The 14708-nt window shown below is 46.7% G+C and carries 17 protein-coding genes and 1 CRISPR repeat array (1 of these 18 only partly in view); of the genes, 2 read left to right on the top strand and 15 right to left on the bottom strand.

The window, feature by feature from the left end; all coding sequences use genetic code 11:
- Window positions 1-255: 255 nt before the first annotated feature.
- From O77CONTIG1_RS11105 to O77CONTIG1_RS11090, 5 genes are all read right to left on the bottom strand, one after another.
- Window positions 256-651, bottom strand: a complete 396-nt coding sequence (locus O77CONTIG1_RS11105; RefSeq protein WP_068510586.1) for a hypothetical protein — start codon at window positions 649-651, stop codon at window positions 256-258.
- Window positions 644-1009: a hypothetical protein gene (locus tag O77CONTIG1_RS11100; protein ID WP_068510585.1), complete on the bottom strand. Its 366-nt coding sequence runs from the start codon at window positions 1007-1009 to the stop codon at window positions 644-646. Before O77CONTIG1_RS11100 ends, O77CONTIG1_RS11105 begins: the two co-directional genes overlap by 8 nt.
- Before the next feature lie 152 nt (window positions 1010-1161).
- Window positions 1162-1851 (bottom strand): ISL3 family transposase, encoded by a 690-nt coding sequence (locus tag O77CONTIG1_RS25515; RefSeq protein WP_286132696.1) that lies wholly within the window; start codon window positions 1849-1851, stop codon window positions 1162-1164.
- Window positions 1785-2315: a transposase family protein gene (locus O77CONTIG1_RS25510; protein ID WP_197673367.1), complete on the bottom strand. Its 531-nt coding sequence runs from the start codon at window positions 2313-2315 to the stop codon at window positions 1785-1787. Before O77CONTIG1_RS25510 ends, O77CONTIG1_RS25515 begins: the two co-directional genes overlap by 67 nt.
- A 24-nt stretch (window positions 2316-2339) precedes the next feature.
- Window positions 2340-2657, bottom strand: a complete 318-nt coding sequence (locus O77CONTIG1_RS11090; RefSeq protein WP_068510583.1) for an HNH endonuclease signature motif containing protein — start codon at window positions 2655-2657, stop codon at window positions 2340-2342.
- Between the two features lie 330 nt (window positions 2658-2987).
- On the opposite strand from O77CONTIG1_RS11090, the gene O77CONTIG1_RS11085 reads away from it, so the two are divergent.
- Both O77CONTIG1_RS11085 and O77CONTIG1_RS11080 read left to right on the top strand, forming a co-directional pair.
- Window positions 2988-3629 (top strand): restriction endonuclease, encoded by a 642-nt coding sequence (locus tag O77CONTIG1_RS11085; RefSeq protein WP_286132657.1) that lies wholly within the window; start codon window positions 2988-2990, stop codon window positions 3627-3629.
- A gap of 7 nt (window positions 3630-3636) precedes the next feature.
- Window positions 3637-5181, top strand: coding sequence for a type I restriction endonuclease subunit M (locus tag O77CONTIG1_RS11080; protein ID WP_068510579.1), 1545 nt, complete (start codon window positions 3637-3639; stop codon window positions 5179-5181).
- A 35-nt stretch (window positions 5182-5216) separates the two neighbouring features.
- Here O77CONTIG1_RS11080 and O77CONTIG1_RS11075 read toward each other — a convergent pair whose 3' ends face one another.
- The 10 genes from O77CONTIG1_RS11075 to ftsE all read right to left on the bottom strand — a co-directional run bounded on the left by O77CONTIG1_RS11075 (window position 5217) and on the right by ftsE (window position 13573).
- Window positions 5217-6338, bottom strand: a complete 1122-nt coding sequence (locus O77CONTIG1_RS11075) for a transposase (protein WP_084782520.1) — start codon at window positions 6336-6338, stop codon at window positions 5217-5219.
- Between the two features lie 273 nt (window positions 6339-6611).
- Window positions 6612-6926: a hypothetical protein gene (locus O77CONTIG1_RS11070; RefSeq protein ID WP_156435165.1), complete on the bottom strand. Its 315-nt coding sequence runs from the start codon at window positions 6924-6926 to the stop codon at window positions 6612-6614.
- Window positions 6927-7100: 174 nt separating this feature from the next.
- Window positions 7101-7592, bottom strand: a complete 492-nt coding sequence (locus O77CONTIG1_RS11065; protein WP_068510576.1) for a helix-turn-helix domain-containing protein — start codon at window positions 7590-7592, stop codon at window positions 7101-7103.
- Window positions 7589-8080, bottom strand: coding sequence for a DUF3368 domain-containing protein (locus O77CONTIG1_RS11060; protein ID WP_068510575.1), 492 nt, complete (start codon window positions 8078-8080; stop codon window positions 7589-7591). The genes O77CONTIG1_RS11065 and O77CONTIG1_RS11060 overlap by 4 nt, the downstream gene beginning before the upstream one ends.
- Window positions 8077-8322, bottom strand: a complete 246-nt coding sequence (locus tag O77CONTIG1_RS11055; RefSeq protein WP_068510573.1) for a UPF0175 family protein — start codon at window positions 8320-8322, stop codon at window positions 8077-8079. Before O77CONTIG1_RS11055 ends, O77CONTIG1_RS11060 begins: the two co-directional genes overlap by 4 nt.
- 27 nt (window positions 8323-8349) lie before the next feature.
- The gene (locus O77CONTIG1_RS11050; protein WP_068510572.1) at window positions 8350-9264 is read right to left on the bottom strand and encodes a restriction endonuclease subunit S; all 915 of its coding nucleotides are present in this window, start codon (window positions 9262-9264) and stop codon (window positions 8350-8352) included.
- A 129-nt stretch (window positions 9265-9393) separates the two neighbouring features.
- Window positions 9394-9924 carry a hypothetical protein gene (locus O77CONTIG1_RS11045; protein ID WP_156435163.1) on the bottom strand — a complete coding sequence of 177 codons (531 nt, stop codon included), beginning with the start codon at window positions 9922-9924 and terminating at the stop codon, window positions 9394-9396.
- 4 nt (window positions 9925-9928) lie between these two features.
- Window positions 9929-11995 carry a restriction endonuclease subunit M gene (locus O77CONTIG1_RS11040; RefSeq protein ID WP_225894745.1) on the bottom strand — a complete coding sequence of 689 codons (2067 nt, stop codon included), beginning with the start codon at window positions 11993-11995 and terminating at the stop codon, window positions 9929-9931.
- A 193-nt stretch (window positions 11996-12188) separates the two neighbouring features.
- Window positions 12189-12731: a hypothetical protein gene (locus O77CONTIG1_RS24460; RefSeq protein ID WP_156435161.1), complete on the bottom strand. Its 543-nt coding sequence runs from the start codon at window positions 12729-12731 to the stop codon at window positions 12189-12191.
- 65 nt (window positions 12732-12796) lie between these two features.
- A complete protein-coding gene (gene ftsE, locus O77CONTIG1_RS11030; protein WP_068510565.1) occupies window positions 12797-13573 on the bottom strand; it encodes a cell division ATP-binding protein FtsE in 777 nt (258 codons plus the stop codon).
- Between the two features lie 337 nt (window positions 13574-13910).
- Window positions 13911-14708: direct repeats of the CRISPR family, unit length 35 nt; unit sequence GTGCTCAACGCCTTGCGGCATCAGAGGTTTGGCAC; it runs 241 nt beyond the window's last position.

The raw sequence follows: 14708 nt of genomic DNA, 5'->3' as shown, positions 1-14708 counted from the left end.
TCTTATCTTGAGCTTAGACAAGACTTGCCATAAAATCAGGCTAACAACCGTGTTGCAGCGGACTGGTTCAAGCCTCTGGTTCATAGCGAAAGATATTTGCGGCCGCTGAACACGAACGTTGGGCTGCTTATGCTTTTGGTGAGGGTTGTAGCATTCAAGCTACTTGTTGAGCCAAAATTTCTTGTACAAAATTAAAGCGGGTACTCCAGTGATTTCATCTCCTGAAGTCCCGCGTCCAAACAAAATGTATAGATTTTACTTGCTTGCTACCATTCTTCGCGCTTGTGCCAGAAGTTGCTCTGTCTCTTCTGTAAGAGTCTGTTCTTGCATTTCTAACTCTTGAATACGAGCACGAAGTACTTCTATCCTCTTCTCAGGAGTCAGTCCTTTAAGAAAATCAACCGGGATAACATTCGATTCACCATTTAGCCAAGTTAGAATCCTTTGAAGTTTTGCCTGATTTGTAGCTTGCACTCTAGGATTCTTCAATCTCTTTTCAACAGAGCCTTTTATGTCAGATGCCCAATACTCTTTCAATCCACCATTTATTGATGCACCATTTAGCCCCTTTACAAGCTGTTTGACTACATAATCAGAAAGACCAAAAGCCTGCAAGTGAAGTTTTGTTACTTTTTCAGTACCGTTATCCATTTCCACCTCCCTGGTTTTTCCCAGAAGCCTGCTTCAGAAGGTCTGCTATGTATGCAGCCTGTGCATCAATTGTAGCCTTCAAAGTCGGTACAACCTGAGCAGCATAGAAATTTTGAACACTGGTTAACTGCTCGACAAGGCTCCGAACCATTTCTTTTTGCTGGTTATTGACCCTTTTTTGAGCACCTAGCTCGAAGTTACGTCTCTTAAGATCTGGACCAGCATACCGGAGCATACACAAAATTATTTCGTCTCTTGTGGTCACTGCATCCTGAGAAGCATTGATCGCCCTTTGTACATCTGCCTGCGTCCATCCAAACTCATCAGCAACTTGTTTAATAAGTTGTTTGTTAGCCATATTCCAAATTATTCTCCGTAATTACGTGAAATCGACAATTTTTGTTCCAATTTCGAGATTGCAGCCAGGGTGTAACAATTTGAAATTTTCAGGTTTATTGGCAGCAGATCCAAAGTCTTTTGGTTCTCCCGTCAGTACGGTGATAACTTTATTTAATCAGAGAAGCAGGCTAATAGTCTTTCTCGAAAATTGTTGAAATTGACAAAGCCATAAGCTTGCCGTTTAATCAATTTAATTCGGTTGTTGATTCCCTCTATTGCGCCACTCGTTGTGCGATTCCGAAAGTAGTTGCTAATTCCATCTAAATGGTTACGAATCGTTGTGCTTGCTTCTCTATAGACGACTCGCGCTTTATCGAGCCACCCTTGGATCTGACGCTTGCCTTCCTCAACGGTTAATGGTTGTTCATAAATCGCGCGAAACTCTTCTTTCCACTCATAGGCTTTTCCTAATCGCTTTGACCGTTTCAGAATCTCTTCTAACTTTGTCTGTTCTTCTGCGGTTAAATCCTTGCCATTCTTGAGCAAAATGAATTTGCTACCTCGGTCTGATACACCCGATTGTCTACGAATTTTATTTAACTCCTCATTGACTAATTTCATGACATGAAAGCGGTCAATCACTACCACGGCATTGGGAAACACCCTCTTGACTACCTTTGGGAATCCTCCCCACATATCCACGCTCACCTCTTCAACTTTTGCACGCACCTCTAGGGGCTGCTGCTTCAGGGTTTCAATAATGTCTTCCTGTTGGTGACTGTCAATCACTTCAATCAATTTCCCGGTCTCAACGTCGCCGATAACGGTGGCGAAGTTTTGATGCCCTTTCCGCTTGCTGATTTCATCAATCCCAATGCGTTTGACTCCTGCCCATCCTGTGTTTTTTTCTGTGCATACTGATGCTTGAAAATCCCTTCAATGCGCTCAAAGCTTAACCCTTCTACGCGACCCACTTGCTCCATACTTGACAGTTGTACTTGCTGGTAAATATGCTCCTCATAGCGTCGAGTGTACTGCCGTCCTGCATCCATAAATGTCAATGACTCAGTAAAATAACGTTGGCAATCACGACAATAAAACTGACGACGAGGAATTTTCAAATAAGTGACTTGACCAAAAATCGATAGGTCTCGAATCAAAATCGGACGGTTTTGATGCAACTCTGAACTTGATTTCTTACAGTGTGGACAGCTAGATTCTTGATTGAGCAAGCGCAACTTTAAGTACACTTCATTGTCTTTTTGAATGCAACTTTCAACCGTAACGTGAGGGAAGTTAAGCAATCTATCAAGATGTATGTCCATTGGCGCAACCCCTGACTTAAAGTATCATATTATACGATTTTCACCCCGGATCCGGAAGAGCCAGTCTTTTAGAGGGAGAATATGATGCACAACAGCATCTGCAAAACGAAGAGAGTCACCACAAGCAGCACATTTGCTATCTTGATATTTGAACTGCTTCTGCTTCCATGTTTGACCAGCATTCGTCTTTAGCCAGTTGTTGAATTCTTTGCGAGGGTCAATGGAGGCTTTTGCTTTTGCTAATCTCTTCTCTGTTTCTTTACGAATCTCCTCCTCTTGCTTAAGAAGTACCAACAACTCACTGTAGAGCCTAGCTAAATTGTCAGATGAGTCAGTGCCCATGCTTATGTGCCCTAGCAATTATGTCTGATTAAGGGTTTACCCAGTTCACTCCATCATATTGAGGATTATTCCCTTAAATTCAGGAAACCTAACTTCAGCCTATGTTCGCAGCCCAACAATTCAAATGCAGCGGACGGTTGAAAGATACTGGTGCTAGAGTTGAGGGTATCTGCCGCCGCTGATTTGAGCCGTTAGGTGTATGCTCATCCCTCTGACAAAGAGCAACCCTCGTATGTTGCGGTAGTAGAAGGATTTGACGCGACCTTCCCTGTTTTCGCAAACCGATGTACTATTGCGGTGACGGGATCTTAGAGAAAAATGCGACCAATCTTGACCATAGAAGACTTATGTATTGAAGCAGCCAGATTTGCTGAAATAGAATCTGTCTACGATGAACCTAGTCTTTATGGTGTGACTGATGGAAAAGCCGTCGGAACTTATCTTGAACATAAATTCACAGCCTATTTAGTTCAGAATTACAATTGCCAAGCAGGTAACTCAGCTTCAGGTATCGATCTTCCTACTCTTGAAGTTGATATTAAAGTTACAAGTATAAGGCAGCCCCAGTCTTCTTGCCCTTTTAAGTCTGCAACGCAGAAAGTATTTGGGCTTGGGTATCATCTTCTAGTTTTTGTTTACGACAAGTATGATGATCCTGAGAATAGAACTGGAAGATTAGATATGCAGCATACAATTTTCATTGACAAGAGCAGGACGGGGGATTTTCAAACAACTAGAGGGATCTTAGATATTTTGAGTCGAGATGGAAATAAAGATGATATCGTTGCCTTCATTATGGAGAGAAATCTGCCCGTTGATGAAATAGGTGCAGATCAACTAGCTGATAGGATTTTAGAATCACCCCCGAATCAAGGTTACTTAACAATCTCAAATGCCCTTCAGTGGAGACTACAGTATGGTCGAGTCATTCAACAAGCTGGTAGTGTTTCAGGAATAGTTAGAGTTCGATAAGTGACTAATGGCAAAATCATTGGATAAATGGCAGTTTGGTGACTTTCAGACTTCTGATTCTCTTGCTAGAGAAGTTACTCAGATTCTTAGAATAAACCACAAGCTATCACCGGATCTTGTTGTAGAGCCAAATTGTGGAAAGGGTGCATTTATTCGAGCCGCACTTGATGAGTTTTTAGATTCTAAGATTATAGGCTTAGATATAAATGGAAAATATATTGAAGAAGCAAGATCATCTATATCAAATCACCAAAAATCAAATAATGTGATTTTGTATGAATCAGATTTTTTTGAAACCAATTGGAAAGCTTTGATTTCAAAGTTCTCGGGGTATGTTTTGGTAATTGGTAATCCTCCCTGGGTGACAAGTAGTGAGTTGAGTGTTCTTAATAGTCAAAATCTCCCCTCAAAATCGAACTTTCAAAACAGAAGGGGGATCGAGGCTATAACTGGCTCAGGAAATTTTGATATTTCTGAATGGATGCTTCTAGAGTATGTTGAGTGGTTATCAGAGCGAGAAGGAACTATAGCCGTTCTATGTAAATATTCCGTTGCTCGCAAGATAATTCGTCAGGCAAGGAAAAAATTAGGAAGTAAATTTTCCGCCTCTATCTACCTCATTGATGCAAAGTTGCATTTTGGAGCATCCGTTGAGGCTTGTCTTTTTGTCTTATCTACTGCTGATATTGTTGATAATTCTGATTGCAAAGTCTATAAAAACCTAGAATCAAGAGAAGCATCTTATCTAATCGGAGAGAGAGATGGATTAATTCTTAGAGATACTACTAAGTATGAGAAGTGGAGGCACTTGGCAGGTCAGAATTTGAAGTATGTCTGGCGTTCTGGGATAAAGCATGATTGTTCAAAAGTAATGGAGCTAGAGCAAATTCACGATTCTTTATTCTTAAATGGAATAGGAGAAAAGTACTTTTTAGAAAAAGAATACTTGTATCCTCTCTTGAAAAGCTCAGATATTGGCAATGGTCGAACAGATAGTTGCCGAAGATTTGTATTAGTTACACAACAATCAGTTAGTGATGACACAAGTAGTATCCAAAATATAGCTCCTAAGACTTGGCAATACTTGCTTGAGCATGATCACTATCTAAAAAATAGAAAAAGCTCTATCTATAAAAACAAGCCGCCTTACTCTATATTTGGTGTTGGTTCTTACTCTTTTAAGGGTTGGAAAATAGCGATTTCTGGACTTTACAAGCAACTAAAGTTTTGCCTTGTTAAGCCTATGAATGGGAAGCCAGTAATGTTTGATGATACTGTTAATTTTCTATCTTTTGAGACAGAGGAGGAGGCTAAATTTATTTTTGAGCTTATCACCTCAACTCCCGCAATAGAATTTTTCGATTCCATGATCTTTTGGGATGAGAAAAGACCAATCACAATAGATGTTTTAAGGAGACTGTCTCTCAAGGCTGTTGCAAGAGAACTAGGCATTTTAGAAAGTTATCTTCAATGGGCTGAAGCTATCCAGATTGCATCCAATGGTCAGTTAGAATTGGGATTGGCAGAGCAATCATCTCATTACACCGCTTAGTAGGTATACTTACATCTTGCACCAGTACATTTAGCCTACGTTTTTAGCTCAGCGAGGTGGACAAAGTGCACCGCAATACCGAGTGAATCGAGCAGGGATCGCGCTCGCTCAACTTGAAGCAGCGCTAAACAAGCTGCGACTTCCGGGAACAAGGCGTCTAATGCAGCAGTTGCAGCGACTTTCCAATCAGGGGTCGCTTTGGCGTGAGTTGCGCGGTGAACCCAATGAACCAGCACAAAGCTGAGGAAACACAACATCAACCAGCGATATACGCCCTTGAGCGTCTGCTGAGCAAAGCGATGCAACCCAAAGCGATGTTTGATGGTTTTGAAAAATCCCTCAATGCTCCATCGTCTACGCCCCCACCAAGTGATGGTGCTGCCTTTGAGGGGACGAGTCGAGAGGACAAAGCGTTTCTCCAACTGGCCGTCGCGTTTGAGGTAAAGCCAAGAAATCGTCACCGGGAAGTTCAGTCCCTCTAAGCGCACCTGTTGCCCTTTTTTCACCAGTTTGCTCACACAGCGACCATCAGCCAGTTTGCGGTCACACCGCACCCCGACAATTACCGAGTAACGGCGCTTTCGCATCGCTTTGAGGAAGGCCACGCTGCCAAAGGCGGTGTCTGCCAGAATGACCACCCGGAAGGCGCTCGTTAACGCAGGGGGCAAGCTACCTATTAAGCGAATCGCCAACTGCACCGCAGTCCGCTGATGTTTGCCACGCCAGACCCGAAAACTCCAGGGCACTCGACACTCTCCAACCACCAGATACAGCACCACCAGATGCAATCCTCGCTTGCCTTGCAGCACACGAATCAGCGATGCAAACGCTTTGAACTTGCCGCATTTCTCCAACGTCGTCAGATCCACCACCACCTGCAACCAGGGACGGCGACCTTTGGGAGCAGACTGCAACAGTTGCTGCACGATCTGCCGTCGCACCACGCGCACGACTTGGCGGGTGGGCCAGGCATACTCGTTGAGAAATCGGCTCAACGCACTACCCGACTTAATCAAACTGTGTTGCGGCGAGGGTTGCCCTTGAGCTTCTAGGAACAACCCCAGCATCGCTTGCAGGCTGTCTCTTTGGTAGGCACTCGGCATCAGGCTGAGCAGGGTGTAGACTAACGCTTGGGCGTGTCCAAGAATGGTTTCCACTGTTCTTGTTGTTTGTGACTTCACGCCCTTTTCTCTCATTGATTGCACCCGCCGAAAAGCCGTTCATCTGTACTGGTGCAAGATGTAAGTATACACCTAACACTGCGTTGGTGCGGACGGAACAGAGGTTGTCGGTTAGAGTTCAAGGTTATCTGCCGCCGCACAACTTCACCGTTATGCCGCCTTAAGTTATCGGTGGGGACGTATTTGAAAGCTCATCCCTAAGTTGCGATCACCCAAGCCAGCCCTAGCTAAAACACGATCGAAAACGATCTATTGAGTGATTGAGTTGTCAGTAATCAGTTTTGTTGGTTCTGCATCATGTAAACCTGGCACAACTAGCCATAGCCACATTCGGCATTTGAATAAGCGCAAGGGCAAGAGTTCTTCGGGAAAGGTTTGCTGACCGTGCCCCTGCCAGTGCCCTAGATTAGCAAGTTGTTGCTTGGCACAAGGTGGACATAAATCTCCAGGCTTGCCCTTATCAGGACTGTAGGCAGGTTCGTTTTCGTCTAGGGGCACCAAATCAGGCAACTGACCATTTTGAGCATAGGGACAGGGTTTGCCGTTCAGTTCTGCTGTGATCATCCCGGAGCAAATCAGGGTGTCAGGATAGATTTTGCCATCGGGTGATAGAAAGAGGGCTTTGGGAGGAAGATTGACACCGCTCATACAGAATACCGATAAGAGATTTCCTGTCAGGAGTACACCTGATCGTTTATAGTATTCTGTACGTTTACCGCACAAAAAGTCAACGCTGTTTCATGAATCTGTTGGTGGTTCTGCAAAATTAGCTTGTTTGGCAATCATGTTGAGGAGTTTGCATTTGGAGCGATCGGGTTCGTATTTGCTGTTTTCCCACTCACTCACCGTTTCCCGGCGAACGCCTAGTTCCCTAGCAAACTGTGCCTGGTTAAGCCCCTGATGGTTTCTCAGTGCTTTAATCGCGTCAGCATTCCAAATGATTTCACCGTCATGTTGTTGGATGTGATAAGTTGCTTGGAAAGTTTTGAAGGTAACGATTTGCTGCGTCAAATCTACGGACTCAATTTGGTAGCCTGCACTAATCCAGGCGATCGCTTGTAGGGCACTTGGGCTGTCACGATTGCTCCACCAGTTTCTCTTTCTCCGCGCTGATTCAGGCAGTGAGCAACCCATTAAGGTTTCGATTTCAGCAAAGGTTAGCGTCACTGCTGCTTGATTACAGTGTTGCAAGTGTTCAAAGAGTGGATAGTATTTGCTTCCGGGTTTCATGCTGATTCGCCAACTGCTTGCAAGACCTCTGCATACAGCCGCGCATCAATCCAGAAGCCAACTTGTTCAATTAAGGCATCCAGTAATGGTTTGACTTCTTGAATTAAGTTATTGCGCTTAGCAGCAATCAGAATACCCAAAACACCTGTGACTTGTAGCCCTGCTCGCATTGCAGCCGCTCTCCCCAAGCGTTCATCCATCAGGAGGCGATCGGCGTTTAATTCAAGGGCTAGGGCGATCGCCTCAGCTTCACCGGGATCGAGTTCGGCTCTCAACCGATTGACAAATTCCTGATCAGTCGCAGATTGCGTTTTAATCCAGCTTAGAGTCGGCACAACCCTGGCACTAGCATCGGTGTTGCCGACATTGGTGATTTCATTAAAAACTTTTGTTGGAATCACGATTTCATCGTAGAGTTGGCGGAGCAAATCGAGATGACCAATAGTGGACAGGTAAAAGATGGGCGACGTATTACTAACTACAATCATCGCCAATCGTTTGCCTCCAGGGTTCTGAGATCTTGCCGGAAGTCTTCAACGCCGTAATGAATGGGGATTTTACGGCTACCTAATATGCGTTGAAACTCCAGTTGATTCATGTCTGCAAACTGGCTGGCGGTGCCCAAAGTAATTTTTTCCTGCTGGAATAGCAGAATGGCAATTTCGAGCTTGAGATCGGCTTCAGTAATATGTGCTGTTCGCAAAAACTCATCGGGAATGACTAAACTCATGGTTCTAACCTCCGTTTTTTATTTGCTTTACTCCACTATCTCCTCACCCAAAATCATCCGCTCTACTCGCGCTTTTGCGGCTGTGACGACGGCTTCAGCCTCATTTCGCAACCGTTTTGCTTCACTTCGACGTTTTTTTACCTCATTACCAATCTCTTGCTGTTTCTGTAGATCTTTTGGGACAGGTAGCTTAACGCTCAGAACATCCGAAGCAGAGACTCTAGGAAGTGAAGAGCCACTTTGTAAAGGAACAACTTGATCTAAGGTTAGCTGACTCAGTAAAAGTGTATGTAGAAACTGGGTATCTACCTTGCTCTTATTAGGTCTAAAAACTAATGCTTCACCTGAACAAATACCGTCAAACTCTGCAATCCAAACTTTATTAAGATAAGGACGCATTCGACCAAAAAGGATATCTCCTTTGGCAAATTTTGGTGATGAACTTAGAATTTCTTTCCCTTGAACGGGCTCAAAATTAGCCAATTCGCCTGTATGCGACTGAATATTTGCTAAGCCAATATAATTGACAACTTCATCAGGAGAATCAATTGATGGGGTAATTCGCTCATTAGTCTGCTCAACCACCTCTTCTAGTAAAGTAGTTTCATGCTCGGCAAACTGAGAACTAATATCTTGTACTGTAACTACTGCCTCAAAATCAAAACGACCACCTTGAAGAACACTAATAGGAACCAAAGCATTTCGCTTACGCTGAGTGCGCTCTAGGTTAATCCCTAGCTGTTCAAAAACGTAATCAATAACTTTTTGATAAGACTGTTCTGCTTGCTGTAGCTTCTTCTGCCGATCGCCATAAGCCTCCTGCATTACCTGAGCAATCTGGTCTTGGAGCGATCGGGGAGGAACTGGAACCAAAAGCTTACCAATTTCCCCAAGATTAATATTTAATACCGTTTGACCCAGAAGTGTTGAATCTCGATACACAACTTTACAAACCTGGAGATTTTTGGCGAGTTTGAGCTTCTGTTAATGAGAATGAGGTCAATAGTCAGACCAATTCGGTATCACCAGCACCAACGCACAACTTGGCACTACCCGCCAAAATCTTAAGATTCAACACTTGTGCGTTTGACCATTAGCAATTCTTTCAGATTGATACCTTCCAAGACGACTATTTAGAAATGCAACTAGGTAATTTGGATTTAGACTATCCGGTTTAAGGCGAATTTTAGCGATCGCTTGGTTGGAGTTACACACTCCTAAACTCTCTGCTGCTAGAACTGCAAGTCCAATGGTTCCAGCCATTGAGTAAAGAATATCACCCGGATAAACTTTTGATTTTGGTAACTGTTTGTGTACCTCAGGCTCAATTCTTAAAACATCTGTCCAATCAATACCGTCTTCCTTGAGATTAGTTATTCTGAGATAAGGAACTGAATCCCCATCCTCAACCCACTTGAGAAGGTTGCACAAAGAATACGCACCAAAGTTTTGAATCTGCCGAGTGAATTTTTCGAGGGGTTCCAGAGGATACTTCCCTTCATGAAGTAGTCTTTCAACTTCCAGATACTTTGGATCGAAATACCGAAAGTCCCATCTAGGTTGCAACTTGAGATAGTCAATTGATAAAAGTTGGCTTTCCATCACGTCACCACCCCAGCTTCCGAGAAAAGTCCTGGATAGACTCTTGTACTTCTACTGGGTTCGACGCATCTTCCTCACTTACAGTTAATCTTCCATTAGCGTCGTAACCAATATTGTCAATACGAGCCATATAAACGTTGTAGTCCTGATCTAATTCAGTAATTTCTTGCCCAATTTCCAGTTGTCCTTGAGCCATTAAAGCTTGTTCACGCTTTTCAAGGAAAAGTACACTGGCTTTTACACCTGCACCATAAGGAGCGAATGTCTCTTGAGGTAAGCTAACAACTGCTTTCAGTCGTGCCCAACGTAAAATCCAGTCTCGAACAAATTGCATTGAACTATTCGCAAGTACACCATCTGGCAGAACAATTCCTAATTTGCCACCCGGTTTCAAAAATTCGAGGCAACGATTAATGAATGCAATCTCTTGAGCTATGCTCGGTATGACCTTTCCATCCTTTTTTGTTACCCCATCCCTTGCAGCTAAATCTTTCAAAATTCCTGCACTCGTCACCTTTGCTCCAAACGGTGGATTGGTCAAAATCATCGTCAACCCACCCGGATAAAATCCTGGTCGATCGGGCAACCCCTTCATAATGCCCCCCGTAATGCTGCCCAGCGGTTGCAACGCATCAATCACCTTCAAATCCGCATATTGCGCCCCATTCATCAGGCAATTTACCCGCGCCACATGCATCACATTGCGGGAAATCTCCGCCCCAAATAACCGATTTTCGCGGAACTCTAAAAACTCCTGCGTCGGTTCATCCGGGTTCGTCACCTCCAATCCTTCTGCCTCTGCCCGTGCCAATTCCTGCTGGCGCACATAGTCCAACACATGGGTCAACATCCGCGCCGATCCACACGCCGGATCACCGACAAAATCATGCACCGTCGGCTGCAAAATTCCCACCATCAGGTTAATCACTGGAGTTGGTGTGAAATATTGTCCCAGGTCATCCCGAAACGTCTTACCCAGAAAATCCTCAAACACGCCTCCCTTCACATCTGCCGTAGACTTGCGCAAGCTCCAGGGCTGCAAGCGTTTGACAATTTCAACTGTCGTATGGGGCTTAAACTCCAATGCATCCGATTCTGTAAATGCCAATCGAATGCCCAGATTATCGCCAAACTTTTCCCGTAGGATGTCCCGCTCCCACTGCTTCGCCTTTTCAAAGGTATCTCGCACCTGCACCATCAGACGTTCTGGGTCGGTTTCCCCCTGCTTATAGCTGAACACATAGGAGCGCATTTCCCCGGTTTTCTTCACCAGATCAATGGTTGCCTGCTCGTCATACCACCTAGCAAACAAAAACTTGACCATCGCATCCACGGCTTCCTGCGGTTGCAATCCCTCATTATCCCGCAGGATCGAGTGACACCCCGATCGCGTATCCCCTAATACCTCCCGAAACTTGTCACGGGTCAACGGCTGCAACCCTGTCTGAATTCCATCTGGTTCACTGGGATTGAGGATCACCTTAAACGGGCTATGCTCTGCCGCCGATCGCGCACTTTCATACTTCGGCAAATCCCCAATTTCCTGAAGCGCACGGGGATATTCCAGATCACGACGATAGATTTTGGTATTTATGCCACTGGTCAAGATCGCATACCGAGCCGAGGGCGATGCACTCATATAAGCATTGAGGCGATTTAAGTGCTCAACCCAGCCTTCCGGTTCTGTGCCCTCAAACTTCTTCCCCGGTTCCATCGCCTCCAGCATGATGAAGGCAACATCTAGCCCACCCCCTGCACCGATATAACGGTCATCATAGATAATGACATCTGCCCGCCCCTGATACCGCCGCCCACCCTGATGCGTCCCTTCAGAAAAATCGGCAGACAGTTCCAGTTCGACAGCATCTAGTGGAACACCGTATTCTTGATGTAAGAGAGCGATCGCCCAAATGGTGACTGGATCCTCTGCTGGGCGCACATAAGTCCCATCTGCCTTAAACAACTTCGACAAATTCGGGTGTTTCCGATAATCCTCTGGAACATCGGCTGAACTTTTGTAAGGGTTCGTGAAGTTGGTGAACGGCATGCGATCGGCAAAGGTAAGAAGCAATACACTTGATTCTCTATGATGCCTTAAAGTCCTTGAGTTGTCTCGCTCTATGCCTATCCGATGGGCACCGAGCTAGTTCCCTCTGCCAATCGATCGAACACGGCGGCATAACAACCCCCTTGCAGCGGACGGTTGAAAGATCTCGGTGGAGATGCAAAGGTTACTAGCCGCTGCTGAAGGGGAACGTTAGCCCTCAGCGCCCTGGTTCTGTCAGCTTGTCGGTGGGTAGGCGATTCGCCCCCCAATTGCGAAGGCTCGGTTCTTCAAGATCTGGGTCAAGCCGAACACTCCCAGCCGCTTTCGGGTCAGCCGCAGAGGTTGAGTAGCGACAGACTTGGGTCAGTGTGCAACGTCCCAAAAGGTATCCGGGGGGCGATCGCCCAGAGGTGCGGGTGCTGAGAGATGAGGGCGATCGCCCAGAGGTGTTGGTGTTGGGAGATGAAGGGCGATCGCCCAAAGGTGTGGGTGTTGGGAGATGAAGGGCGATCGCTGAAAGGTTTGGGTGCTGAGAGATGAGGGCGATCGCCCAGAGGTGTTGGTGTTGGGAGATAAAGGGCGATCGCCGAGAGGTGTGGGTGTTGGGAGATGAAGGGCGATCGCCCAGAGGTGTTGGTGTTGGGAGATGAAGGGCGATCGCCCAGAGGTGCGGGTGCTGAGAGATGAGGGCGATCGCCCAGAGGTGTGGGTGTTGGGAGATGAAGGGCGATCGCGCAGGGTTAACAACTCCAATCCACACCAGCCACCAATCAGTGATCGGTTGGAGTCCAAGGTTGTCTACCTCCGCTGCAATTCAGCGCTCGCCTAGTTCACATGGAAGAGGCGGCCGTTGCGGAGTTGTACCACCGGATGATTGGACATTCGCACGAGGCGATCATCGTGGGTGGTGATAATGACCGTAATGCCCACTGCGTTCAGCTTTTTCAGAATCTTAATAACCTGCCAGGAATTATCGGCATCGAGGTTTCCAGTCGGCTCGTCTGCCAACAAAATCGGCGGCGTGCTGACGATGGCGCGGGCAATGCTGACGCGCTGCTGCTCGCCACCCGAAAGTTCATCCGGGAATCGTTCTGCTTTGTCGTGCAGCCCTACCATTTTTAGCGTGGGCAACAGACGGCGCTGGATTTCTCGGCGGGCATAGCCCTGAGCTTGCAGCACAAAGGCAACGTTTTCGGCAACGGTGCGGCGGGGAATCAGCTTATAGTCTTGAAACACTACGCCAATGCGGCGACGCAGCATGGACAGGCGATCGCCCCGCAGATCCGACAAGTTCGTATCATGCACCTGCACCTGCCCCTGAGTCGGTCGTTCTGCCCCATAGAGCAGCTTCAGCAGCGTTGATTTTCCCGATCCCGACGGCCCCGTTACAAACAAAAAGTCGCCACGCCTGACCTGGAGATTCACATTTTCTAGAGCGCGGCTGCCATTGGCATAAACCTTGGTGACCTGCTGCAATCGCACAATAGAATCCCGCTGGTTGGCGGTAGGAATTGTATGGATACGGGACTGGACAGAGGAGAGGTCGCGCAGAGACAGGTCGCGGGGCGTGTGAATCAAGGGGCGATCGCTAACAGTGGTCATAGGAGCAAACGGTTCTGGAGGGATGCAAAAGGAGCGAAGCGATGGCTAAGCGTAGGTTTTCAATAGCCCAAGCCTTGCCAAATAGTATCAGATGCATCCCAAAAGGGCCCAATAAATCCTATTAAACGGGCTTAGAGGTGTTCGGGAGATGGCTCCGCGACGCTGGCTTGACAGAAAGAGTCCGGGAGCAGACAACTTCCCAGGTTTAGCCGTATCGCTTCGGCAGGGGGAAGCGTTGCTTGACAGAAGGAGTCCGGGAGCAGACAACTTCCCAGGTAAACCCCACGAGGCTTGGCACCCTGGGGTCTTCCTGTTTCTGTAGACCCTAAACAAACCCGTACTTAACGCCTTGCGGCATCAGAGGTTTGGCACATACGAACTCTGGTTATACCTTTACTCACTTGACCGTGCTCAACGCCTTGCGGCATCAGAGGTTTGGCACCAAAATTAATCTAAAAACCTTTTAGAACTTCCTTGTACGTGCTCAACGCCTTGCGGCATCAGAGGTTTGGCACAATAGGGCAGAGAACGCGATCGCAGTGTAATCTGTTTGTGTGCTCAACGCCTTGCGGCATCAGAGGTTTGGCACGGGGATAATGCCAAATCGCGCCAGTCGTTGCAACGAAGTGCTCAACGCCTTGCGGCATCAGAGGTTTGGCACCGAAGGACTGCTTGGGGGCTTCCAGGCGCTAACGGGTGCTCAACGCCTTGCGGCATCAGAGGTTTGGCACCTATAGCAAGTTGTGGGTTTTTTCGACGTTTCAGCGTGCTCAACGCCTTGCGGCATCAGAGGTTTGGCACCTCTAACTCCCCAACATTACAACCAAAAGGCAATTGTGTGCTCAACGCCTTGCGGCATCAGAGGTTTGGCACCAAAAACTTGGCATCATGGGCAATACGGGACGGAGGTGCTCAACGCCTTGCGGCATCAGAGGTTTGGCACGAGTGGAGTTGCGCTCAGGAATTCCAGCACCGCCGGATGTGCTCAACGCCTTGCGGCATCAGAGGTTTGGCACGGTGCATCCCCAACCACCACCCCAAAATACTCGCCTGTTTTGTGCTCAACGCCTTGCGGCATCAGAGGTTTGGCACTTCTTAAACGTAGACGGTTATTATAATTCTTCGGAGTGCTCAA

Source organism: Leptolyngbya sp. O-77 (assembly GCF_001548395.1).
Lineage (GTDB): Bacteria > Cyanobacteriota > Cyanobacteriia > Elainellales > Elainellaceae > Thermoleptolyngbya.
The sequence above is the reverse complement of the archived record's forward strand: the minus strand, read 5'-3'. Positions and strand labels throughout refer to the sequence as shown.

Bases quoted from the DNA above. Each gene is read 5' to 3' on its own strand.
- ftsE (WP_068510565.1), bottom strand. From the start codon at position 13,573: ATGACCACTGTTAGCGATCGCCCCTTGATTCACACGCCCCGCGACCTG.
- O77CONTIG1_RS11105 (WP_068510586.1), bottom strand. From the start codon at position 651: ATGGATAACGGTACTGAAAAAGTAACAAAACTTCACTTGCAGGCTTTT.
- O77CONTIG1_RS11070 (WP_156435165.1), bottom strand. From the start codon at position 6,926: ATGATCACAGCAGAACTGAACGGCAAACCCTGTCCCTATGCTCAAAAT.
- O77CONTIG1_RS11100 (WP_068510585.1), bottom strand. From the start codon at position 1,009: ATGGCTAACAAACAACTTATTAAACAAGTTGCTGATGAGTTTGGATGG.
- O77CONTIG1_RS11080 (WP_068510579.1), top strand. From the start codon at position 3,637: ATGGCAAAATCATTGGATAAATGGCAGTTTGGTGACTTTCAGACTTCT.
- O77CONTIG1_RS11055 (WP_068510573.1), bottom strand. From the start codon at position 8,322: ATGAGTTTAGTCATTCCCGATGAGTTTTTGCGAACAGCACATATTACT.
- O77CONTIG1_RS11060 (WP_068510575.1), bottom strand. From the start codon at position 8,080: ATGATTGTAGTTAGTAATACGTCGCCCATCTTTTACCTGTCCACTATT.
- O77CONTIG1_RS11065 (WP_068510576.1), bottom strand. From the start codon at position 7,592: ATGAAACCCGGAAGCAAATACTATCCACTCTTTGAACACTTGCAACAC.
- O77CONTIG1_RS25510 (WP_197673367.1), bottom strand. From the start codon at position 2,315: ATGGACATACATCTTGATAGATTGCTTAACTTCCCTCACGTTACGGTT.
- O77CONTIG1_RS11090 (WP_068510583.1), bottom strand. From the start codon at position 2,657: ATGGGCACTGACTCATCTGACAATTTAGCTAGGCTCTACAGTGAGTTG.
- O77CONTIG1_RS11045 (WP_156435163.1), bottom strand. From the start codon at position 9,924: ATGGAAAGCCAACTTTTATCAATTGACTATCTCAAGTTGCAACCTAGA.